We start from the raw sequence: 18,252 nt of genomic DNA on the forward strand, positions 1-18,252 counted from the left end.
CCTTCTGGGTGGTGGTTGACAACCGCTACGAGCTGCACTCTGCCGCCAGTGCGTTCATCGCGTCCTTCAGGGATGAAGGCGACTCAGTGAACACCCAACGCACCTACGCGATCCGGGTCGCCCAATACCTCACGTGGTGCGCGATGTTCGGGGTCGACTGGGGTGATCCGACGTTCCGCCAGCTCAGCTCGTTCAAGTCGTGGCTGGTCGAGGAGCCCCTTCCGTCGCGGGGGCGGAAGCCGCCGACCGAGCGGCGGTACCGGAGCAAGGGCACGGCGAACGCCATCTTGACGACCGTGTTCGGGTTTCTTCGCTTCTGCGGGCTCCAGGACTACGCTCCGGCAAGCGTTGTCTCGAAGCTGACGGAGCCGAAGCAGCTGACCTTCGCTCCGCCCGCCCACGACCCAGGCGAGAACGGGCAGTTCCGCTCGATCAGCGCCCGCAAGCTCAAGTTCAAAGTCGCCGTCCCCGGATACGAGTGGCTCACTCGTGCGCAGGTGGACGCCATCATCGCCTCCGCGCTGCACGCACGGGACAGGTTCCTGGTGCACCTGATGGCCGCCACGGGCGTGCGAATCGGTGAAGCCCTGGGCATGCGGCGCGAGGACATGCACCTGCTGCCGGACTCGCGGACCGTCGGATGCTCCGTGGTGGGCCCACACATCCATGTTGTGCGGCGTGAAGACAACGCGAACGGCGCGGTAGCGAAAGCGCGGCAGCCGCGTTGGATCCCGGTGGACGAGGAGTTCGCCGGCGCCTATGCCGCCTACCAGCACGAGCGTGACGAGGTAACGGAGGCTGAGGGGTCGGATTTCGTCTTCGTCAATCTCTTTCGCGCACCGCTCGGGGCTGCGATGAAGTACCCCTCGACCTACGAGCTGTTCAAGCGTCTCGCCAAGCAGGCCGGGTTCGAGGCGAATCCGCACATGTGTCGCCACTACGCAGCCACCGAGTGGATCCGCGCAGGGGTGGGGCGGGACGTTGTGCAGGGCTTCATGGGTCACGTCTCGCCGGTCTCGATGAACCCCTACGTCCACGCCAGCGACGAAGAGAAGCGGAAGGCCGTCGATATGGTCGCCGCACGCCGGGAGGCCGTTAAGTGACCACCGTCGTCGCGCCCTCCAGGCTCATCGAGGCCCGCCAGCGCAGCCTCGCAGACCGCGTGGATGAGTGGACGGCGTGGCTCTGCGAGCGCGTCGATCGCGACTGGCGCCGCGGCGAGTGGCAGCACGAGCTGATGCTGTTCCGGGGAGACCCAACCAATCCCCTAACCGCGGTACGCAAATGCACCGTCGCGGCCTGCCCCACTCTCACCGTTGGCCGGACCTTCTGCACCGACTGCTCGCGGGATTTCGAGCGCCTGGGGAAGCCCGACCTGACCGAGTTCCAGACCAGCCATCAACCGAACCGCAACCGGATGTACGGGTTCGCCGCGATCTGCTGGGCTGCGAACGGCGACTGCGGCCGCGACAGCGCCACGCATGGGCTCTGCGCTGCCCACTACGCCCGTTGGAGGAACCGTTCGGGCCGCAGCCCCGAGCTGGAGCTCACTTCCTGGGCAGAGACCGAGGAGCCCTTCGCCGCGCTTCCGTCGTGCGCGGTCGGCGGATGCCTCTACCAGAGAACCGCGATCAACGAACTGTGCCCGGATCACCGCAGACAGTGGCGGGACCACCGCAAGGCCACAGGGGCGGCCGACAGCGAGACCGGAAGGAAAGCGTGGGCGGGGACCATGGCTCCCTACCTCCAAGCCCCGGACTTCTCGCTCGCCCCGCTGAGCGAGCTGGCTCGGTTGGAGCTTCTGTATGTCTTGCAGCGGGGCGGCCTGCGCGGCAAGAAGCTCGAACCAGCGCCGATCCGGTTCGCGGTCAGGCACCTGGCGGACCTGCCGAGCATCGCGCTGGCGGGTGAGTCCTTCCTCATGCCGAAGACCGGTGAGAGGAACTACGGCGGCAACCGCGGTGCCCTCCTGCGTGAGATCCAGAATCAACTGCGCTTCGCCCTGGAGGAGTTCCAGGGCATCAAGCCGACCGACCACCTCGTCTGGGACCTGACCGCCGTCGGGGTCGTGCGCCGGGACTCCAACCGCAAGAAGAGCCGTCGCAACCCCGGCACGATGGACTTTGGGAAGATCGAGGTGCTGTGGCTGCGTGACCTGCTCATGCAATGGGCCACCGATACGCATCCGGTCAGCCGAGACCTCTGGTTCCACTACCGGGTCTGCGTCCTGGCGTCCCAGACGCTGGCCCAGCGTCCCGGCGGGGGCAGCGATCCGGCCACGCTGAAGTTCACCGACATGGCTGCCGTGATCAAGTCCGTCGAAGCGATGACCAAAGCCGATGGCACGCCGCTGAAGTCGAAGAGCAAGGCGATCTACGCGACGAAGTTCTTCGACTTCCTTGAGTGGGGGCGCAACCACGACCTTCTGGAGGACCTGTCGCAGAAGTTCGGACGCCACAGGGACCACAACATTTCCTACCGGGACGAGGAGAACGAGGAGCAGATCGGGAAGAACATCCCGGAGTCGGTGATCCGGCAACTGGACGCGCACGTCGACCAGCTCGGCGAGGGGATGCCCTATGGCGCCATGGCCACCGAGGATGTGAAGGCCATGGCCAGAACCTTCTACTTCCTCCTGCGCGATACCGGCCGACGGCCCTACGAGATCGGCAGTCTGTTTCTGGACTGCCTTGAGAAGGACGGCGGGGACTGGCAACTCATCTGGGACAACCACAAGGCCGGCCGCTACCGGCGGCGCCTGCCAATCACGCAGTCGACGGTGGACATCATCCTGGCCTGGAAGAAGCTCCGGCTGGCCATGAACGTCCCTGAGGGAAGCCGTGAGTACCTCTTCCCGGCCCGCACCGCGGAGGGCGAATACGACCACCCTGTCACCACCGACATCTGGCAGTTCATCAGGAACTGGGCCGATGTCATTCCCGTCCTGGACTCCGAGATATCCGGCCCCGACGGCACCCCTGAGCCCTTCGAGCGGAAGCGCGTGATCCCTTACGCCTTCCGGCACTCGTACTGCCAGCGCCACGCCGACGCGGATGTTCCCCAAGACGTCCTTCAGTCCCTCATGGATCATGTCAGCCCGACCACGACGTCCGGGTACTACAAGGTGTCGCTCAAGCGGAAGCGGGAGGCGATCAAGGCCGTGCGAGCGCATGTCACCGACCGTCTGGGCAACCCGGCGCCCATGACCTCCAACCTTGCCTACGAACAGCGGTCGGTGGCCGTGGCCTGGGGCAACTGCATCGAGCCGAACAACGTGAAGGCGGGCGGCGCTGCCTGCCCGATCCGTCATCAGTGCGCCGGCTGCCCGTCCTACCGGCCTGATCCGTCCTATCTGCCGGCCATCGAGGACCATATCCGGGCGCTCAAGGCCGATCGCGAGGCTGCCCTGGATGCCGGGGTCGCCCAATTCGTGGTCAACAACTTCGACGATCAGATCGAGGCATACCAGGGCGTGAGGGAGAACCAGAAGCGCAGGCTGGAGGCCATGACACCCCAGGAGCGGCAGGAGGTGGAGGAGGCCGCAGCGGTTCTGCGCAAGGTCCGCGCTGGATCCAAGGCTCGAACCGTCACACTGGGGCTTCCGACCCTGGGGCCGCCGAAGGAGACAGCCGAGTGAGCGCCGAAGCCAAGCGCAGGCCAGCCGACGTCCTGCGCGAAGCGCGCCGCAAGGACAGCCAGGAAAAGCGGGCCCGCGTCCTTGCCCGCGTCGATGAGATGAAGGCTGCCGGCCAGGCCATCACTTGCGCCACCGTCGCAAGGGCGGCCGAGGTATCCGTCTGGCTCGTCTATCAGCCGGAAATCAAGCAGTACATCGACAAGGCCCGGGGCCAGCAGGAGCTCGCTGGCGACCGAGGTACTGAGACCGGCACGGCGGTGAGCCAAGGCAGTCTCGCGGTCGATCTCCAACTCGCGAGAGCCGAGCTGAAAGCCGTCGTCAAGGAACGAGATGAGCTCAGGGATGCGCTTCGGCGCAAGCTCGGGCAGCAGGTGGAGTCGGCGGCATCTGAAGACGTCGCTGCCCGCGTCAGGGTGCTGGAGGAAGACGCTCGTAGTCGCAACCGAGAACTTGCCGCCCTGAGTGAGGAACGAGACCGCCTTCAAGAGGAGCTGGCCGAAGCCCAGGACGACCTCATCGCCTCCAGGGAGGCACGGAGGCGCCTGATGCAAGAGGTCAATCGCAAGGATCCTGGCGAGTGACGAAGCGACGGATCTCGTGTCGGCACGGGGCGCCCTGCCGAACCGCCCCCACCTCCGGCAGCAGCCTCGCACCCAACCCTGGCGGGTCAGCCGGCATGACTGTCCCCCGCACTCAATGGACTTTGAGCAGCCAGCTCCTTGGAGTCAGAGGACGGGGCATCACCCGCACTGATTGATCCGAAGCGGAACTCCAAAAGCGCCACCTGGCTCTTAGACGGGATGTCGGGTCGCGACCATTGGTGACCAACACAAACTGGCGGCGGCCCCGCTTGGCGTCACGTTCAGGAATTCACACTGACAGCCGAATTCCCGTGCGGCCAGACTTTGCCTGCCCGGAGGCCACCAACCAGGCGTTCAGGATGCCAAGGCGCCACTTCCAAGTTCCTTCTGCCCAGTTAGCCACGCCGAACCGGGCTACTATCGCTTGCTGGTTTTCGATACTCACAGGCCCCTCCGCTGCCTCACTCAACAGGGCGGAAACATTTTGCTTGCTCAAACAGAGCATGGCTACGCTTTTCTCGGTCAGCTCATCTGGATTGCCGACGATTGCCCGCCCTTGCGCCGAAAGCACAAGCCCATCCGGCTGGCCATCAATCAGGCCAAGCGCCTGGGAGTCCCGGATGAGTGATGCACTTGACTTGCTTCCAAACTTTGAGCGAATATCTTCCCCGCTCTTTGCGCCATCGTGAAGGTAGATAAGCAGTGACTTCACCATGCTGGGCCGAACCGACGGAAGGAAAGTCCCGGCGGAGAAGGTTCCCCGCGTGAACGCTCGGTGCAACAAGAGTTCGTCCGATACTGACTCCTTTGAGCGAACTCTGTCACCCTCAACATCCAGCAGGCCCGCATATCTCACCCAGTTGACCATGACGCTCGCATAAGTCGACCAAGTGCTTGTGCTAGCGGTGATGTGAGGCAACTCTCGCTGAAGTAGTTCCGAGATGTCATCAAAGGTAACCGAATCCTCATTGGCGATGAGATCCAAAAGCCTGCCGACGAGGGAGTTACTGCGTAGTGCTCTTCTCAGGTAATCCCCGAGGCTATCCGATTCCAGAGCCGCTGCGGCCTCGGGGGACAAGGCAACCCGACCCGGCTGGGGGTCCAGGAGTCCCAAAAGTCGAAGCTCTCTTAGTTTGTTGTAAGTAGCAGTGGCATTTCCTCCAACTCGAGTAGTGAAACTGCCCATGTCCATTGGGCCATCTTCGGCGATCCTGGAAAGCAACGCGAAAGCAGGTCCAGGAGTGACGCGGAATACGAAGCGCGTCTGGAAGGGGATTCGATCGGTGAGAAGATATGCTTTGAATACGTCATTGTAGGTGTCGTATACATCACCAGAAAGGCGCAGGAGCTTTTTGCCCAAGAAATCATTGAGATTCTGAGTTAGGCGCTGAATAGAAACCTCTCCCTCCAGACGCCGAGAGAGCTCGCCTGCCGTATTTGGCATGTTTGCCGCGAGGGTCTTCAAGAGTGCCTTGTCTCCCTCTTCGAGACCCGCAAGATCCTCGTTGAAGAGATCTTCAGCACGCAATCCTCCCCGGCTCAGATTCGCTTGGCTAACCCCTTCCCGTGACATGCTGATCACGTGAGCGCAGACGCGCTTGAGAAGCCATGGGAAACCAGCAGAGAAGGTCAAGAGCGCCTCTGCCAGGGGCTGGGACACTGGAGCACCAAGCTCACTCGCCAGGCGGTTAAGGAGCGCACGCTCCTCAGGCGGGCTGAAATCGTCGAGGCGGATAGGCCTGCTGAGCTGGTTCATCTGTAGTAGATCAATGGCAGCACCCTCGTCGTATGTTGCCGCCAGGTCGTTTTTGCGAGCCATAATCCAAACAATAGGCAAATTGAGGCTAGTGCAAGCAATGAGAAGATCCAGGATTGCCTGGAACACTGCCGGCCGCGCCAGCAGAGCTTCGAACTGGTCGACCTGCAGGAGTGCTAGCTGATTTTGTGATTCAAGGTGCCTTCCGACGGATGCGAAGGCCTCCCCAATGTCATCCTGTCTGGCTGGGATCGAGATTTCCGACCCCGCAGAATAATTTACGAGCTCGACCAGTTCCGCAGCAATCAGACGCAAGTCTGCCGGAACGCGGAGGTTTCGCCCATCGACAGTTACAGCCGCGATACCTCGGCCGGACGCAGCGACCTTGAGAAGGAGCGAACTTTTTCCGACACCCGAACGACTTAGTACTTGTGCCGCGCGCAATGTCGTCGATCCACCGCTGATCTCAGCAAGAAATTTGTCGATCTCGATCAATGCAGCCTCGCGACCGATAAAACATTCTGGCGGGCTGGGAAACTTGTAATCAAACCAGCCGGATCCAGCCACCACGGCGGGAAGCGTCTGGGCCTCATTATCAGTCCTGACCTGAGGCGCCTGTGGTGCGAGAAGCCTAAGCTCCTTAAGATCAGAAACCTGATTCGACAATCTGGTGGCTTCCGTATCGCTAATAGCGATCCAGTCGCCCGCGAGCGAGAATACAGAGAACGCAGTGGCAGTCGACATCACATTTTGGCCCAAGCTCAAAACGAAGAAGTCGCCACGCTCTGCGACAACGATCCAGGCATCAAAAGCTTGCAATCCGGTTTCGCGTTGGACCTTGTCGCGAAGATGTGATTCGGGAATCCCGATCCCCCTTTCGGCCAGAAATCTGGGGATTTCATCACCAGCCAACGTCCGCAAGGTAATCCCAGCGACAGTAGCACCGGAGCTTTTTAGGCTCTCCAAATAATCGTTGGCTTCAGGAGTGAAGGGTGATGTCGAGATAAAGAGCCCATCCACTCCGCCAGCGCTCAGGGATAGCGGCAGGAGCTTGCCAACAAATGCGGACGCTTCCTTGCCCGACATGGACGCTTCATGCGCCTTGGCCTCACCAAATAGTTTGCGACTATGGAGTGATGAAGTCGCTTCAATGTCGTACTCGAGACTCGACCTCTTGGCACGCAGCTGCACATCTCGGTACCCAGACATCTCCACAAGCCTGGCCGTAAACCGTTCAAACAAGGTCCCCTTCTTGTTGCTCGTAAGCTCATTTGAGTCAGCATCAAAGAAGGCGATTTGCACGATCGTCCCGATCTGAGAGGTCAGATATGCCAGCGTTGCAGGTGAGTTGATGTTGGCACGAGTGCCCTGTGCTCGTCAGGGTTTTGACCCGGAACGTCCAGACCACGGGCCTGCTCCCCCGGTGGAGCGGCGTCTCCTGGCGAGGGCGGCAAGGCGTCCAGCGCGGTGCCACGCCAGTCACGAGCCTGCCGCTCATGCTCCACTCGGTCCTGCCTGCAAGGCGGCGTAGTCGTCGGCCTAGGCGCTCGACAGCGATGCCCACACGTACAACGTAACTCATGTGCCAGAAGAGCTCTTTGCCCATTGGCCAGCACCTTCGCTTGACAACACTAGATAACGATGGGGCACGGGGGGTGCAGACCGGGCTCGGGGGCGTAACCGAAGCCCACGTCCTGAGGGCGTACGACGACGTAGAACCGTCTCTCCAGCGGGTTTTCGCAGATCTGACACAGGCGGTGCTCGAAGCAGCGATCGCGTTTGATGGGGTCGGCGGTACCGAAGGCGACGGCGTCGTTGTGCTCGAAGGACAGGTACGGGACGACGAGACCGCCGCGGCGGGGGCGGTGGGCGCACGCCGCCGGGATCGGGGTCGCGCTCACCGCCCGCCACCTGCCGGCATGTCGACCTGGGCGGCCCCGGGTGCGCGCAGCCGGTTGAGCAGTCTGCGGATCCTGTCGGAGCGCCCGTACTCGTCTCCCGGGAGGGTGGTCGCGAACAGGTCCTGAGCCAGGCCGATGTCCACTGTGTCGGCGTCGACGCCGAAGGACGGCAGCGCCTGGCGGATCACCTGGTCGCGCTCCTCATCGGTGCGCCGGATTTTCTCCGCCCAGTCCCAGTAGGACATCACGGCCTTGCCCCGGACGAAGGGTTCGCCCATGGCGGCCGGATTCCATACGAGGTGGCCGGTGTCGTCCGCCAAGGCGAGTGCCGCCTTGAGGGTCCAGTCGCCGTTGTGCGAGCGGAACATGACGGCCGCGAGCCACAGCTGATGCTCGGGCAGATCCCTGGTCGGCACCCACCCCCACAACGCGGTGTTCGCGTATTCGGTGGGGGTGCGGTGGGGGAAGCGGCAAAGGGTATCGGGGTCGAGTGCCGCGGCGTACTTCTGGGCGTAGTCGGTCATGGATGAACTCCCGGGGCGAAAGCGGAGGATCGGCCGGCCGGGGCGCGAGGGCATCCCGGCGAGGCGACAGGTGAGTTGGGGGAGCGAGGCGGCGCACGGCCCGTAGGCGGCGGCCTCACTCGATTTCTTTATAATACACGACTTTCTAGAGTTATGCAACGGTCAGGATTCGGCTACTCCCGCACTTCCAGGGATTGACAAGCGCCCGCGGTGACGCGGAACGAAGGCGCCAGCAGCGCCTGGCACAGCTCTTGGATGCCGCCGCTCTCCCACAGCCGGAGAGTCCCGGGCAGGGAGGCCGGCCACCACTGCACTGCCACTGCCTCCCCCACGACATCGGCCGCGACGCCGTATCCCTCGTCCCGGCTCCAGTCGGCCATCGTCACGTGAGGGGTCAGGGCCCGTACGACCTGTTCGTGAAGGCGGATCGCGCGTTCCTTGGCGCTTCGGGCCGCCATCCGCACCTGCGCGGCCTCGTCCGCGGGCACTGGTCGGTAGACGGTACTGAGGCCGTCGGCCCCGGAGATGACGAGGGTCCCGCGCTGCGTCCGGAGTACGGATTCCCGGCCGGCGGCCACGGCGAGCTCGAGCAGTTGCGGGGCGGTGACGGTGGTGTCGCATCCCTGGCCGGGCACCTTCGATGCCCGGTAGTGCTCGTGCTGGACCAGATCCACGGCGTGGCGGACATCCAGCATGGTGCGGGCCAGCTCGCTCGCTCCCGGTTGGCCGTGGGCGGTGTAGCGGACAAGCCGACTGTGGATCCGGGAGGCCTGCCCATCGTCGAGACGGCCGAACTCGCTTCCGGTCGCTTCGCGGATGATGAAGTCGATCACCTCCGGCAGGTAGCCGGCGGCGAAGGTGGCGCGGCGCAAGAGCCGAAGTTGCAACTGGCTGTCGGCGCCGCGGGTGGGGTTGTCGTGCATGAAGGGCCTCTACGCGTATGGGGAGTTGCGGTTAGGGGGTGTGGGGGAAGGGTGCGCGGAGGTAGTCCATCCAGGCGTCGTGCTCGGCTGCCGTGAGTACGGGGGTCGGGGTGATGGGAGCTCTTCCGAAGCACTTGTCGCACTGGTTGAGTCCGGAGACGTCGACGATGGCTTCTGCCGCCGAGGTCTGAACCGGACTGCCGCACAAGGCCGCGCCTTCTGCGGCGGGCGGCGCCAGCACCAGGTGCAGGTCTGTGCCGGCGACGACGGGAAGGATGCTTACCTCCTCGGCTGTGTCGGGTCCGGGAGGACCGAAGTGGCGGGACAGGAGTTGTACGACGAGGCCGTATGCCGCCTCCCGTCGAGCACTCAGGGTCCTGACGTCGCGAGGAGGCTCCTCGACAGCGCGGAGGGCGGGGCGCAGTTCCGAGGCCAGGCGCTCGGTGAGGGCTTCGGCCTCCGAATGGAACTCGGTGGTCTCTCCACGGGGGTCTGGGCTGCGTAGCCTGGCCCAGACCCAGGAAGACGGCAGGAACGCGGCGAGGCTGTTGAGCAGTTCATAGGAACTGCTGACGGCTGCGGTGACGTAGCGCGAACACCCGGGGTGGTTGCAGGTTCCGGCCGGCGCCTGGCACATGCGCAGTTCGAAACGGATGCCCAGTGCCGTGGCCTGGGGCCGGACGATGCCGATCTCTGCCTCGTCCTTGTCCGGCCAGGTCCTGAGCCACCAGGCGGGTTCACCGCCCAGCATCGGGCCGGCTTCACTGGGTCCGGCACCCTGCGGCCCCGCTGCCCGGGCGCTCGGCAGTGTGTCGTGGGCCGAGACGACTCGGCCGTCCTCGATCAAGAGATAGGTCATGGCGCTGGCGGCTTCCTCCTGTGGCCGGGCGCGGAGGGCGCCCGGCCGTCGGCGTTCTGGCGTGCGGGCGCCGTGGCGCCCGGCGGGAGGGATCAGGACGAGACCTTCTTCTTCGCGCCCGTGGCCGCGCCGCTCAGGCTGCCCTTGGGCGCCTTCTTCACGGAGACCCCGCCGCCCTTGGGCAGCTTCTTCGACCCGTTGACGAGGTCTTTGAACCCCTGGCCAGGGCGGAAGCGGGGGACAGCGGTCTTCTTGACCCGGACCCGCTCGCCGGTCTGGGGGTTGCGTGCGTATCGGGCGGGACGGCTGACCTTCTCGAAGGAGCCGAAGCCGGTGACCGAGACCCGCTCCCCCGCGACGACAGCGCGGACCATCGCGTCCAGGACCGCGTCCACCGCGTCGGAAGCCTGCTGGCGTCCGCCGAGCTTGCCGGCAACCACCTCAACGAGCTGTGCCTTGTTCATGTCGGAACTCCTTGTGCTGGAAGGGAGAAGGGTGCGCGAGGGCGCCCTCCTGGGCGGTTTGGGGATCGGGTGCCGGAGTGGGCCGCACGGCGCACAACGGCCGAGAGGGCTCGGGACGGTGGCCGGTCAGTGGCTTGTCGGCCAACGAGAACTAAGTTACACGTCATTATCGAGTTAGGCAACATATATCGTCGTATTGACTTGATCCCTGGTGTTGTGTCAGGCTGACATAATGACAGCGGGTTGCAGTGCCCGGCGACTTCACGCCGCGCTCCCCGCACAGCGCTTGCCTACCGCCTCCTTTCGCACCATCACCCGGGAGTAACCGTGATGAAGACGACGTCCGTAGCCTCGGCCACCGACGACCCGCAGACCGCCGCATTCCTCGGCACCCGTCCCCTCGACTTCCAGGCCGCCGACCGAGCTGCCGGGGTCCTCGTCGGCGCCGCGTGCGGCGATGCGCTCGGTGTCCCGTACGAGTTCAAGGCCCGGCTGACCGACGACATGCGGCCCGCCATGATCGGCGGTGGCCTGGGGCCCTACGAGCCGGGCGAGTACTCCGACGACACGCAGATGCATGTCTGCATCGCCGCCGTCGCCAGCACCGGCGCTGACCTGACCAGCCCCTCAGCCCTCGACCAGATCGCCCGGAACTTCCAGGCGTGGCGCGCGGGTGGGGCGACCGACATCGGAAGCCAGACTGCTGCTGTGCTGCTCGCGGCGAAGAACAGCGAGATCGGCTCGCCGTGGGAGGTCATGACGGCGGCAGCCGATGCGTACACCGCCCGCACCCGATACAGCGCGGGCAACGGCTCGCTCATGCGGACCGGGATCGTGGCGCTCGCCTACCTGGACGACCCCCAGGGCATGGTCAACGCAGTCACTCTGATCAGCTCGTTGACGCACAGCGACCCCGAGTGCGTCGAGGCGTGCATTCTGTGGTGCTCCGGCATCCGGACCGCCGTGCTTGAGGGCACGTTCGACGGTGTCCGGCAGGGCATTCAGCTGCTCCCGGCCGACCGGCAGGAGCTGTGGGCCGCGCGGCTGGACGAGGCCGAGAACAACCCGCCGCACCACTGGCCGTCGAACGGCTACGTCGTCACCGCGCTCCAGGCGGCATGGTCGGCCATCACCCGCACACCCGTCCCCGAACTCGCGCCGGAGCGGCGTTCGTTCCCCGCTCAGCACTTTCAGCTTGCCACCCAGGCGGCCGTACGCGCGGGCAACGACACCGACACCGTGGCGGCGATCGCGGGCACGCTGCTGGGCGCGCGGTGGGGCCTATCGGCCATCCCGCTCGCCTGGCAGCAGGCGGTGAACGGCTGGCCGTCCCTGGCCGGGCCCGACCTCGTACGCCTGGCCGTCCTGACGGCCCGAAAGGGCTTCGATGACGCCGACGGCTGGCCGACGACCCCGCGCGTACCCATCCCCGCATACGCCGGGCAGGGGTTCGTCGCGCCTCATCCGGAGGACCCCGGTGTGCTGCTGGGCAACCTCCCGCTGACCGAGTACCGGGGCAGCGCGCCGGTTGACGCGGTGGTGTCCCTGTGCCGCGTCGGGCAGGAGCCGATTCTCTCCGGCACCGACGTCGAGCACGTCCGGGTCTGGCTGATCGACAAGCAGGGCGCGAACGCGAACCTTCACTACGTGCTCAACCAGGCTGCCCATGAGATCGTGCGACTGCGCAAGGAGGGGAAGCGGGTGCTCTTGCACTGCGTGGCGGGCCGCTCGCGCACTCCCGCCGTCGCCGCTGTCTACAGCACGCTGCTCGGCACCCATCCGCAGAAGGCGCTGGCCGAGATCTACCGGGCCCTGGGCCAGCGTTGGACGCTGCTGGCGCACTGGCAGCTCCACGACGCCGTCTATGAGCTGTCCGGACTCCAGCCCTACCGGCCCAAGCCCCGTCCGCTCCCCTCCGCCGCAGCGTTCAACGGCAGGTAGCGTTCAGCGCTTCGTCGCCCGTGCATGTGTGAAGCCCGGCCCCTGGAATCCGCCTCGGGGGCCGGGCTTCACACATGCACGGGTTCTATCTGGGGCCGAACCGGCCCGGCCCGGGCCGATGGAGGATGTGGTCGTACACGGTCTGGCGGTACCAGTGATACGCGAAGACCCGGGGCTTGCCCCCGTCGTCCGGCTTCCGATCGGCGAAGGGGATCTGCCCCCTGTTGTGGTACGCGACCATCGTGTCGTGGCCCACGGGCGTGCCGCGGGTCGCGTTCCCCAGGATCTCGCCGAAGTCGTCGATGTCCAGCAGGTCCCTGGGGTCGCCGGCGGGAAGGGGGTTGACCAGTACCGGACCAGTGCCGGCGAAGGCCGCCCACACGTGGGGCCGGTGCACTTCCACCCAGGCGTCGATCTGAGTCTGGTCCCACTCGCGCTTCGGCCGTGTGGTGACCGGGGTCGGGAACGGCTTACGGACGACCTTGCCGCCCTCCGTCTTCTCCTTCACCTTGGTCCAGCTGGCCACGGTGGGCTCCGGAACACTGAACCGCCTCGCGATGCCCGCCGTGTCGAGCGCCACCGACTCGGCCGTGCGAGGGCGCTTCGTTCCATCTGCAGGGCGCCGAGCGGCCACCTTGGCCGGCTTCGACTTCACTGCCGGCTGCTGAGCCGCGGCCCACGACCTCGGTCGGTAGCTGCGGACCCAGTTGTCCACCGCGGCCGCGGCGTAGGTGCCGAGGCCGTTCGGGCCCGGGAATCCTTCGGCTTGCGTCCAGGCCCGGGCCGTCCGGCCGGTGACCCGGTACTTGCCGGCGATCGCGTCGGCATCGAGCCGCTGAGCTCCGGCCGGGCTCATGACCATGCTCGCAACGTGCAGCCAGGCGTCCTCGAGCAGCGCCGGCTCATCGCTCGCCGCCCTGCACCTGACGACGCATACGCTGCCGCGGGCGGTTGAGCCACTGCGACGCGGTCTTCCAGTGCCACATCCGTTCGGTGACCTCCGGGTGCTTGCCGTCTCCGGGGGTCCGGTCGGCTGCCGGCATCGTGCGCTTGGAGATGTAGCCGCGCAGGGTGGCGATGGGGACGGGCATGTCGCGTCCGAGGATCTTCGCCTCGAGCTCGGCGATTGTCTTGAGGGTCACGAGGGTCTTCGGGCCCATGACGGGCAGGTCATACGGATTATCCGATTCCTGCCCCTTGGCCCAGTGCACCGGGAAGTTGACGTGCAGCCAGTCGTCGACGGCCTCGGACTCGCGCACGAGCATGCCGCCGACGACTCCGACCGTCCGCCCCTGCGGGAATCCGTCCATGCGAGTCCAGTTGTGTACCTGGCTCAGCGGGACACCGTATGTCTCCGCGATCTCCTCTGCGGTCAGTACCGCCTCTTCGGCATCGGCTGGGATCACCGGTCTCACTCCTTCTCGGGCCGGCGGTGGTGGCGCTGGCCGGTTCGGCGGCCCCGCAGCCGGAGCGGGCGCTGGTCGTGTCGGACGTCTGGTTGTCGAGGGTGCTGCCGGCATCGCCGGCTCCTTTCCGAGCCGGCCCCGGATCGTGCAGGGGGCGCGGCGTGCTCAAAGTACCGGCTTTTATCGAGGTATGCAACAACGAGGCGGGTGGGCCGGCTGCCTCGCGGTGCGCCCTGGCGGAATCTCCGGGTAACCGTGTGGGGCCGGACGCATCACGTCCGGCCCCACACGGTTACCCGAGGATCCAGTCAGTGGACTGTCTCAAGTACCTTCTCGGAACGCATCTTCTTCGCCGCGATCTTCTCGTCCCGAGCGCGCTGCAAACTGCCGAATGTCTCGCTCCCTTGGCGCTTGAGTTTTCCGGCTGTCGAATCGACTGTTCGTGATGTTCGTAGAGGGCCGTGACCTGGGACATCCCGACCTCGTCTGCCGACCGGCGTCGTGATGTTCGCGATGTCAGCGGAGTCGGCATGGAGGACACGTGGCACAGAGACTGGCAATGGGTCGGCTCAGGGTGCAGAAGGTGCGGCACCGGGATGGAAGCCGTTCGTACACCATCTTCGACTCGATGAGCGGGCTGCATCCGGCGGCGGAGCGTTACGACGTCCGGGAAGACGTCGGCGTGCCTTTCGTGCGCGAGATCGATCAGGTGGTCTTCGCGCCCGCCGAGGCTGTAGCACCACAGGAAATTGTCTGGGGCGTCCTGTTTCACGAGCTTCTGGAAGCCGGAATTCCCTCCTTTCGCAATTGTGAGTTCTGAGTGAGAAGCCATTTTCGCGGGCTCCGCTTCGTCGGGCTGGTCACATCGCCGTCAACGTTGTTCATTTCTTCGCCTTCGTGAGGTCGGGGGTCGAGGGGAGGCCGGGGCAGCCGGCGTGGGAGCGGGTGCACGCGTGGATGCCGAGCGCGGTCACGCCCCCGTCGGCCATCGCGAGAACTGCAAGGCCCTTGGCGATCGCGGTCCGTGCCGTGCCCTGGTGGCGGCCGCCGAACTGGGCGTCGTCGCCGTGGCTGGCGATCGCGTCGCAGCATTCGGAGCGGATGCGGTCGATTTCCGCGTCGGACAGGTTCCACATCTCGGCCAGGCAGAGGGGGACCATGAACTGCAACCAGTCCGTCCAGAGCTCCGGGACGGAGGTGTTGCTCTCGGGGTCGCGGACCACCAGCCCCAGCGGGCCGTGAGAGTCGGGAGCTGATCGTTGAGAGGGAGAAGGCACGGAAACGTCTCTCTGCTGATGGGCGCGCCGGTGGAAGCCGGCTCACCCGGTCGGTCAGGAGGTGGAGGCAGGCGCCGGGGGCTGCGCGCTGTCGCGATGGGCGACCAGATGACCGGCGCCCGGGCACGGCTCGATCGCCGGCGGGACACGGTGCAGCGCGGCCAGGGCGCCGATCCGCAAGAGGGTGAGATGGCCGCAGTGCGAGCACCGTCCGGTGGGCCGTTTGCGGTCGGGGGCGAGCCAGACCGTCATCGGCCCCCGGACGGAGCGCATGTAGCGGTTGATGGCGATCTGCCGGACGCCGTCGGAGCGCCAGTGGTCGGCCGTGGTCTGGAGGACGTGGACCTCGTGAACGCTGCGGTCCTCGCAACTGGTGGTGTTCTCGTAAAGGCAGTCGTCGGCGAGATCGTCGGGGTCCAGCTCGTCGGCGAGGTACTGCCGGATGGCTCGCGGGCTGTGGGCTATCTCGACCGGTATCTCGAAGTCGCGATCGACCTGGTAGGTGACCAGTTCGGAGAAGGCGACGCGCACCCTGATCTCGGTGAACTCGTCGGATTCGTCGGTCTGGTGGACGGTTGCGGTCACGGAAGGGGCCCTTTCATGCAGGGCGCCCCCGGCTCGGGTGAGCCGGGGGCGCCAGTGGGGGTGTGGAGTCGGATCAGTCGCCGCGTGCGCGGCAGCCGACGGCGTGTGCGGGGGAGAGACGGAACCTGGGGGAGCCGCCGAGAGCGTCGCGGGACCGGAGGAGGTAGTCGCCCAGGTCCTCAGCGCGACCGATCTCTTCGGTGGGCACCGGCTCGTGGCAGTACGGGCACGTGTCCACGACGTCGAAGACGAGACGGCGCCGGTCGTTGTATGTGGCCAGGAATCGGAGGGACCATCCCTGGTGGGACAGGAGCAGAGCCACGGCCGGGTAGTGGATGCCTCCGGGCAGGAGCATGTGGCGCTCGTCGCTGTGGCCACTGATCACTGCCGGATGGTTCGCCAGGCCGAGGCGGTGGCGAAGCAGCCGCGCCAGGCCGGTCTGCTCGTCCGGCGCGGTGTGGACGGATGGTTCGGGTGCCAGGTGGACCGCCTGCCTGGTGCGTGCGCGGTTGATGGCCGCATCGACGGCGGCCGACTCGATGGGGGACAAGGGCGGCGTGGTACTGGAGCGCGGCATGTCATCTCCGAGGGTCGGTGGGGCGGCGGTGCCGGTGGTTGGTCCTGGCCGGCAAGGCCTGTGCCGGACTCAAAGGCCGTGCGGGGACGGCCATGCGCGGTTCTGGAGGGTTCGCCCCCCATCCGCATGCAACTATAGTACCCGCCATTATCGAGTTATGCAACAATTCGGGTGGAGGGAACCGTCCCCCGCGCGGTACGCCGTGGAGTGTGCGACGCGGGGCGCCGGGGGTTCTGCGGCGGAGGTCGGTCTACGCGCTGACGGCCAGTTGCCCGACCTGGTCGAGAAGGAGCTGGGCGCGCTCGAAGGCCGCCTCTTTGTGACCGTACGAGGGGACGACCAGGTGCATGGTCTCGTGTGCCAGAGCGCGGTCGGCTTCCTCACGGGTCGCGACGAGGGCGAGGTTCACCGCCATCAGCGGCACGCTCAACCGGGCCGTCTCGGGGCCCCGGTAGACCTGGGCGGCGTAGTGTGGGTAGAAGTCCATCCCGGTGACCGAGGCGTACGCCTTCAGGTCTACGACCAGGTGAAAGGGCCGCTGGGCGATGTGCGCGAACATCTTGGCGCGCCAGCGCAACCAGGCCAGGTCGACGGGGAGGGCACGCTCGTGCTCGGGCAGCGGGCAACGCAGAGCTGCGTGCCGGGCGTCCGTCAGCGGGTGTCCCCGGTGCACGGTCATGAGTTCCTCCTCTCGCTCCGGTTCTGGATCTCGCGGGCCAGGTCAAGCAGAGCCTCAGAAGCCACGCCGAAGTGGGCAGCGAGGCCGTTCAGTACGGCTCCTTCAAGAACAGGCGCCGGTTCGCCGGCCGCTTGTACGGCCACTGCGTGAGCCTGGACGACGACGTCGGTGTCGACCTCCCACGAAGTCGCCAGCCTGGACGCCACCTCGGACTTCAGACTGCGGGTGTGCCCGTTCTCGAGCATGGCGTACCCGCTGCGCGTAAGCCCCGCCGTCGCGGCGGCGCCGGCCTGGTCCTGGCCGGCGCCGCACCGGAGGTCCTCCATCGTGGTGGCATGCCCGGGGCGCAGCTCTTCGACCGTGCTCGAGAGGCCTGCTGCGAGCACGAGGAGGGTTCTCCACTCCGGGGTCCGCCGGCCGTCCTCGTAGGCGCAGATGAGGGAGGGGGCGATCGCCGTGGCACGTCCAAGGTCCTCCTCGGACATGCGTCGGCTCGTGCGGATGGACCGGAGCACGGCTCCATCAAAGCCGCGAACGCCGCGACGTCGTGCTGCCACGCTGCTCACCTCCTTTCCCCTTCAGCGTTGGGCCGGCCCACAGGCCGGACGCCGCCTCGCGATCTGCGGGGCCGGGAGACCATCATGCCAATACGCCTGCCGACGCCCCGGGCGCCGGCCCGTCAGGCATAGCGGCCCTGCCAGGAGTCCGCGTCCAGGCGCCGCAGCGCCGCATCTTCCTCTGGGGTGAGCCGGCTGGTGAAGTCCTCCCACCGGGTCAGCTCTGCCATGTCGGTCTCGTCCGCCGGTTCGACGCGGGCCCGCTGGCCGGTGGCGAGGTCTATCTCGACCACGTCGTCGACGAGGCGGGCGCTCTCCCACTGCAGGGAGCGGCGCCGTGTCATGCCGAGGTTGAACAGGTAGCCGTCCGGCGTGTCCTGGCCGCCGGTCAAGGGCCTGATCCACACGATCTGGTCGTCGACGAAGCGGTGGTGTCGGGCGAGGGCGGCCCGGAAGACTTCGCTGCCGTCGGGGTCGAAGACGACCAGGCGCGCGCCGGCGTCGACGGCGTCGCCGGTGGTGCTGTGATTGCCGGCGAGGAGGTCTGAGAACCGCTGCTGCCACTGATTGTCCGTTGTCATCGTT

Annotated in this window: 17 protein-coding genes and 3 pseudogenes; 4 read left to right on the forward strand and 16 right to left on the reverse strand. The window is 66.2% G+C overall.

The window, feature by feature from the left end:
* The first annotated feature begins 8 nt into the window (after positions 1 to 8).
* Genes RLT57_RS31975 through RLT57_RS31985 form a run of 3 tightly spaced genes read left to right on the forward strand, consistent with a single transcriptional unit; the run spans position 9 to position 4,218 of the window.
* Positions 9 to 1,103 carry a tyrosine-type recombinase/integrase gene (locus tag RLT57_RS31975; protein WP_311298158.1) on the forward strand — a complete coding sequence of 365 codons (1,095 nt, stop codon included), beginning with the start codon at positions 9 to 11 and terminating at the stop codon, positions 1,101 to 1,103.
* Positions 1,100 to 3,637, forward strand: a complete 2,538-nt coding sequence (locus tag RLT57_RS31980; RefSeq protein WP_311298157.1) for a tyrosine-type recombinase/integrase — start codon at positions 1,100 to 1,102, stop codon at positions 3,635 to 3,637. Before RLT57_RS31975 ends, RLT57_RS31980 begins: the two co-directional genes overlap by 4 nt.
* Positions 3,634 to 4,218, forward strand: a complete 585-nt coding sequence (locus RLT57_RS31985; RefSeq protein ID WP_311298156.1) for a DUF6262 family protein — start codon at positions 3,634 to 3,636, stop codon at positions 4,216 to 4,218. Before RLT57_RS31980 ends, RLT57_RS31985 begins: the two co-directional genes overlap by 4 nt.
* Before the next feature lie 289 nt (positions 4,219 to 4,507).
* On the opposite strand, the gene RLT57_RS31990 is transcribed toward RLT57_RS31985, so the two are convergent.
* The 6 genes and pseudogenes from RLT57_RS31990 to RLT57_RS32015 form a co-directional block, all read right to left on the reverse strand.
* Positions 4,508 to 7,276 (reverse strand): restriction endonuclease, encoded by a 2,769-nt coding sequence (locus tag RLT57_RS31990; RefSeq protein WP_311298155.1) that lies wholly within the window; start codon positions 7,274 to 7,276, stop codon positions 4,508 to 4,510.
* 329 nt (positions 7,277 to 7,605) lie between these two features.
* Positions 7,606 to 7,875, reverse strand: a complete 270-nt coding sequence (locus RLT57_RS31995; protein ID WP_311301176.1) for a hypothetical protein — start codon at positions 7,873 to 7,875, stop codon at positions 7,606 to 7,608.
* Positions 7,872 to 8,399 (reverse strand): hypothetical protein, encoded by a 528-nt coding sequence (locus RLT57_RS32000; protein ID WP_311301177.1) that lies wholly within the window; start codon positions 8,397 to 8,399, stop codon positions 7,872 to 7,874. The genes RLT57_RS31995 and RLT57_RS32000 overlap by 4 nt, the downstream gene beginning before the upstream one ends.
* Before the next feature lie 173 nt (positions 8,400 to 8,572).
* Entirely contained in the window at positions 8,573 to 9,322 is a 750-nt protein-coding gene (locus RLT57_RS32005; protein ID WP_311301178.1) for a hypothetical protein, read from the reverse strand.
* 31 nt (positions 9,323 to 9,353) lie between these two features.
* Positions 9,354 to 10,181, reverse strand: coding sequence for a hypothetical protein (locus RLT57_RS32010; RefSeq protein WP_311301179.1), 828 nt, complete (start codon positions 10,179 to 10,181; stop codon positions 9,354 to 9,356).
* A 95-nt stretch (positions 10,182 to 10,276) separates the two neighbouring features.
* Positions 10,277 to 10,645: pseudogene (locus RLT57_RS32015) on the reverse strand (HU family DNA-binding protein); the annotation flags it as partial.
* Positions 10,646 to 10,975: 330 nt separating this feature from the next.
* Here RLT57_RS32015 and RLT57_RS32020 point away from each other — a divergent pair.
* Entirely contained in the window at positions 10,976 to 12,586 is a 1,611-nt protein-coding gene (locus RLT57_RS32020; RefSeq protein ID WP_311301180.1) for an ADP-ribosylglycohydrolase family protein, read from the forward strand.
* Between the two features lie 85 nt (positions 12,587 to 12,671).
* On the opposite strand, the gene RLT57_RS32025 is transcribed toward RLT57_RS32020, so the two are convergent.
* The 10 genes and pseudogenes from RLT57_RS32025 to RLT57_RS32065 form a co-directional block, all read right to left on the reverse strand.
* Positions 12,672 to 13,448, reverse strand: coding sequence for a hypothetical protein (locus tag RLT57_RS32025; protein ID WP_311301181.1), 777 nt, complete (start codon positions 13,446 to 13,448; stop codon positions 12,672 to 12,674).
* Positions 13,449 to 13,488: 40 nt separating this feature from the next.
* Positions 13,489 to 13,992: a hypothetical protein gene (locus RLT57_RS32030; protein ID WP_311301182.1), complete on the reverse strand. Its 504-nt coding sequence runs from the start codon at positions 13,990 to 13,992 to the stop codon at positions 13,489 to 13,491.
* A 308-nt stretch (positions 13,993 to 14,300) separates the two neighbouring features.
* Positions 14,301 to 14,408, reverse strand: a pseudogene (locus tag RLT57_RS33760) (GP88 family protein); the annotation flags it as partial.
* A gap of 212 nt (positions 14,409 to 14,620) precedes the next feature.
* Positions 14,621 to 14,782, reverse strand: a pseudogene (locus tag RLT57_RS33765) (GP88 family protein); the annotation flags it as partial.
* Positions 14,783 to 14,873: 91 nt separating this feature from the next.
* Complete coding sequence (locus RLT57_RS32040; RefSeq protein WP_311301184.1) at positions 14,874 to 15,269, reverse strand: hypothetical protein; 396 nt, start codon at positions 15,267 to 15,269, stop codon at positions 14,874 to 14,876.
* A gap of 54 nt (positions 15,270 to 15,323) precedes the next feature.
* Positions 15,324 to 15,854, reverse strand: coding sequence for a hypothetical protein (locus RLT57_RS32045; RefSeq protein ID WP_311301185.1), 531 nt, complete (start codon positions 15,852 to 15,854; stop codon positions 15,324 to 15,326).
* A gap of 73 nt (positions 15,855 to 15,927) precedes the next feature.
* A complete protein-coding gene (locus tag RLT57_RS32050; protein ID WP_311301186.1) occupies positions 15,928 to 16,404 on the reverse strand; it encodes a hypothetical protein in 477 nt (158 codons plus the stop codon).
* A 277-nt stretch (positions 16,405 to 16,681) separates the two neighbouring features.
* Entirely contained in the window at positions 16,682 to 17,110 is a 429-nt protein-coding gene (locus RLT57_RS32055; RefSeq protein ID WP_311301187.1) for a hypothetical protein, read from the reverse strand.
* Entirely contained in the window at positions 17,107 to 17,595 is a 489-nt protein-coding gene (locus RLT57_RS32060) for a hypothetical protein (RefSeq protein ID WP_399130085.1), read from the reverse strand. Before RLT57_RS32060 ends, RLT57_RS32055 begins: the two co-directional genes overlap by 4 nt.
* A 194-nt stretch (positions 17,596 to 17,789) precedes the next feature.
* Positions 17,790 to 18,248 (reverse strand): hypothetical protein, encoded by a 459-nt coding sequence (locus RLT57_RS32065; RefSeq protein ID WP_311301189.1) that lies wholly within the window; start codon positions 18,246 to 18,248, stop codon positions 17,790 to 17,792.
* Positions 18,249 to 18,252 lie beyond the last annotated feature (4 nt).

Origin of the sequence: Streptomyces sp. ITFR-21, from assembly GCF_031844685.1 — a bacterium.
GTDB lineage: Bacteria > Actinomycetota > Actinomycetes > Streptomycetales > Streptomycetaceae > Actinacidiphila.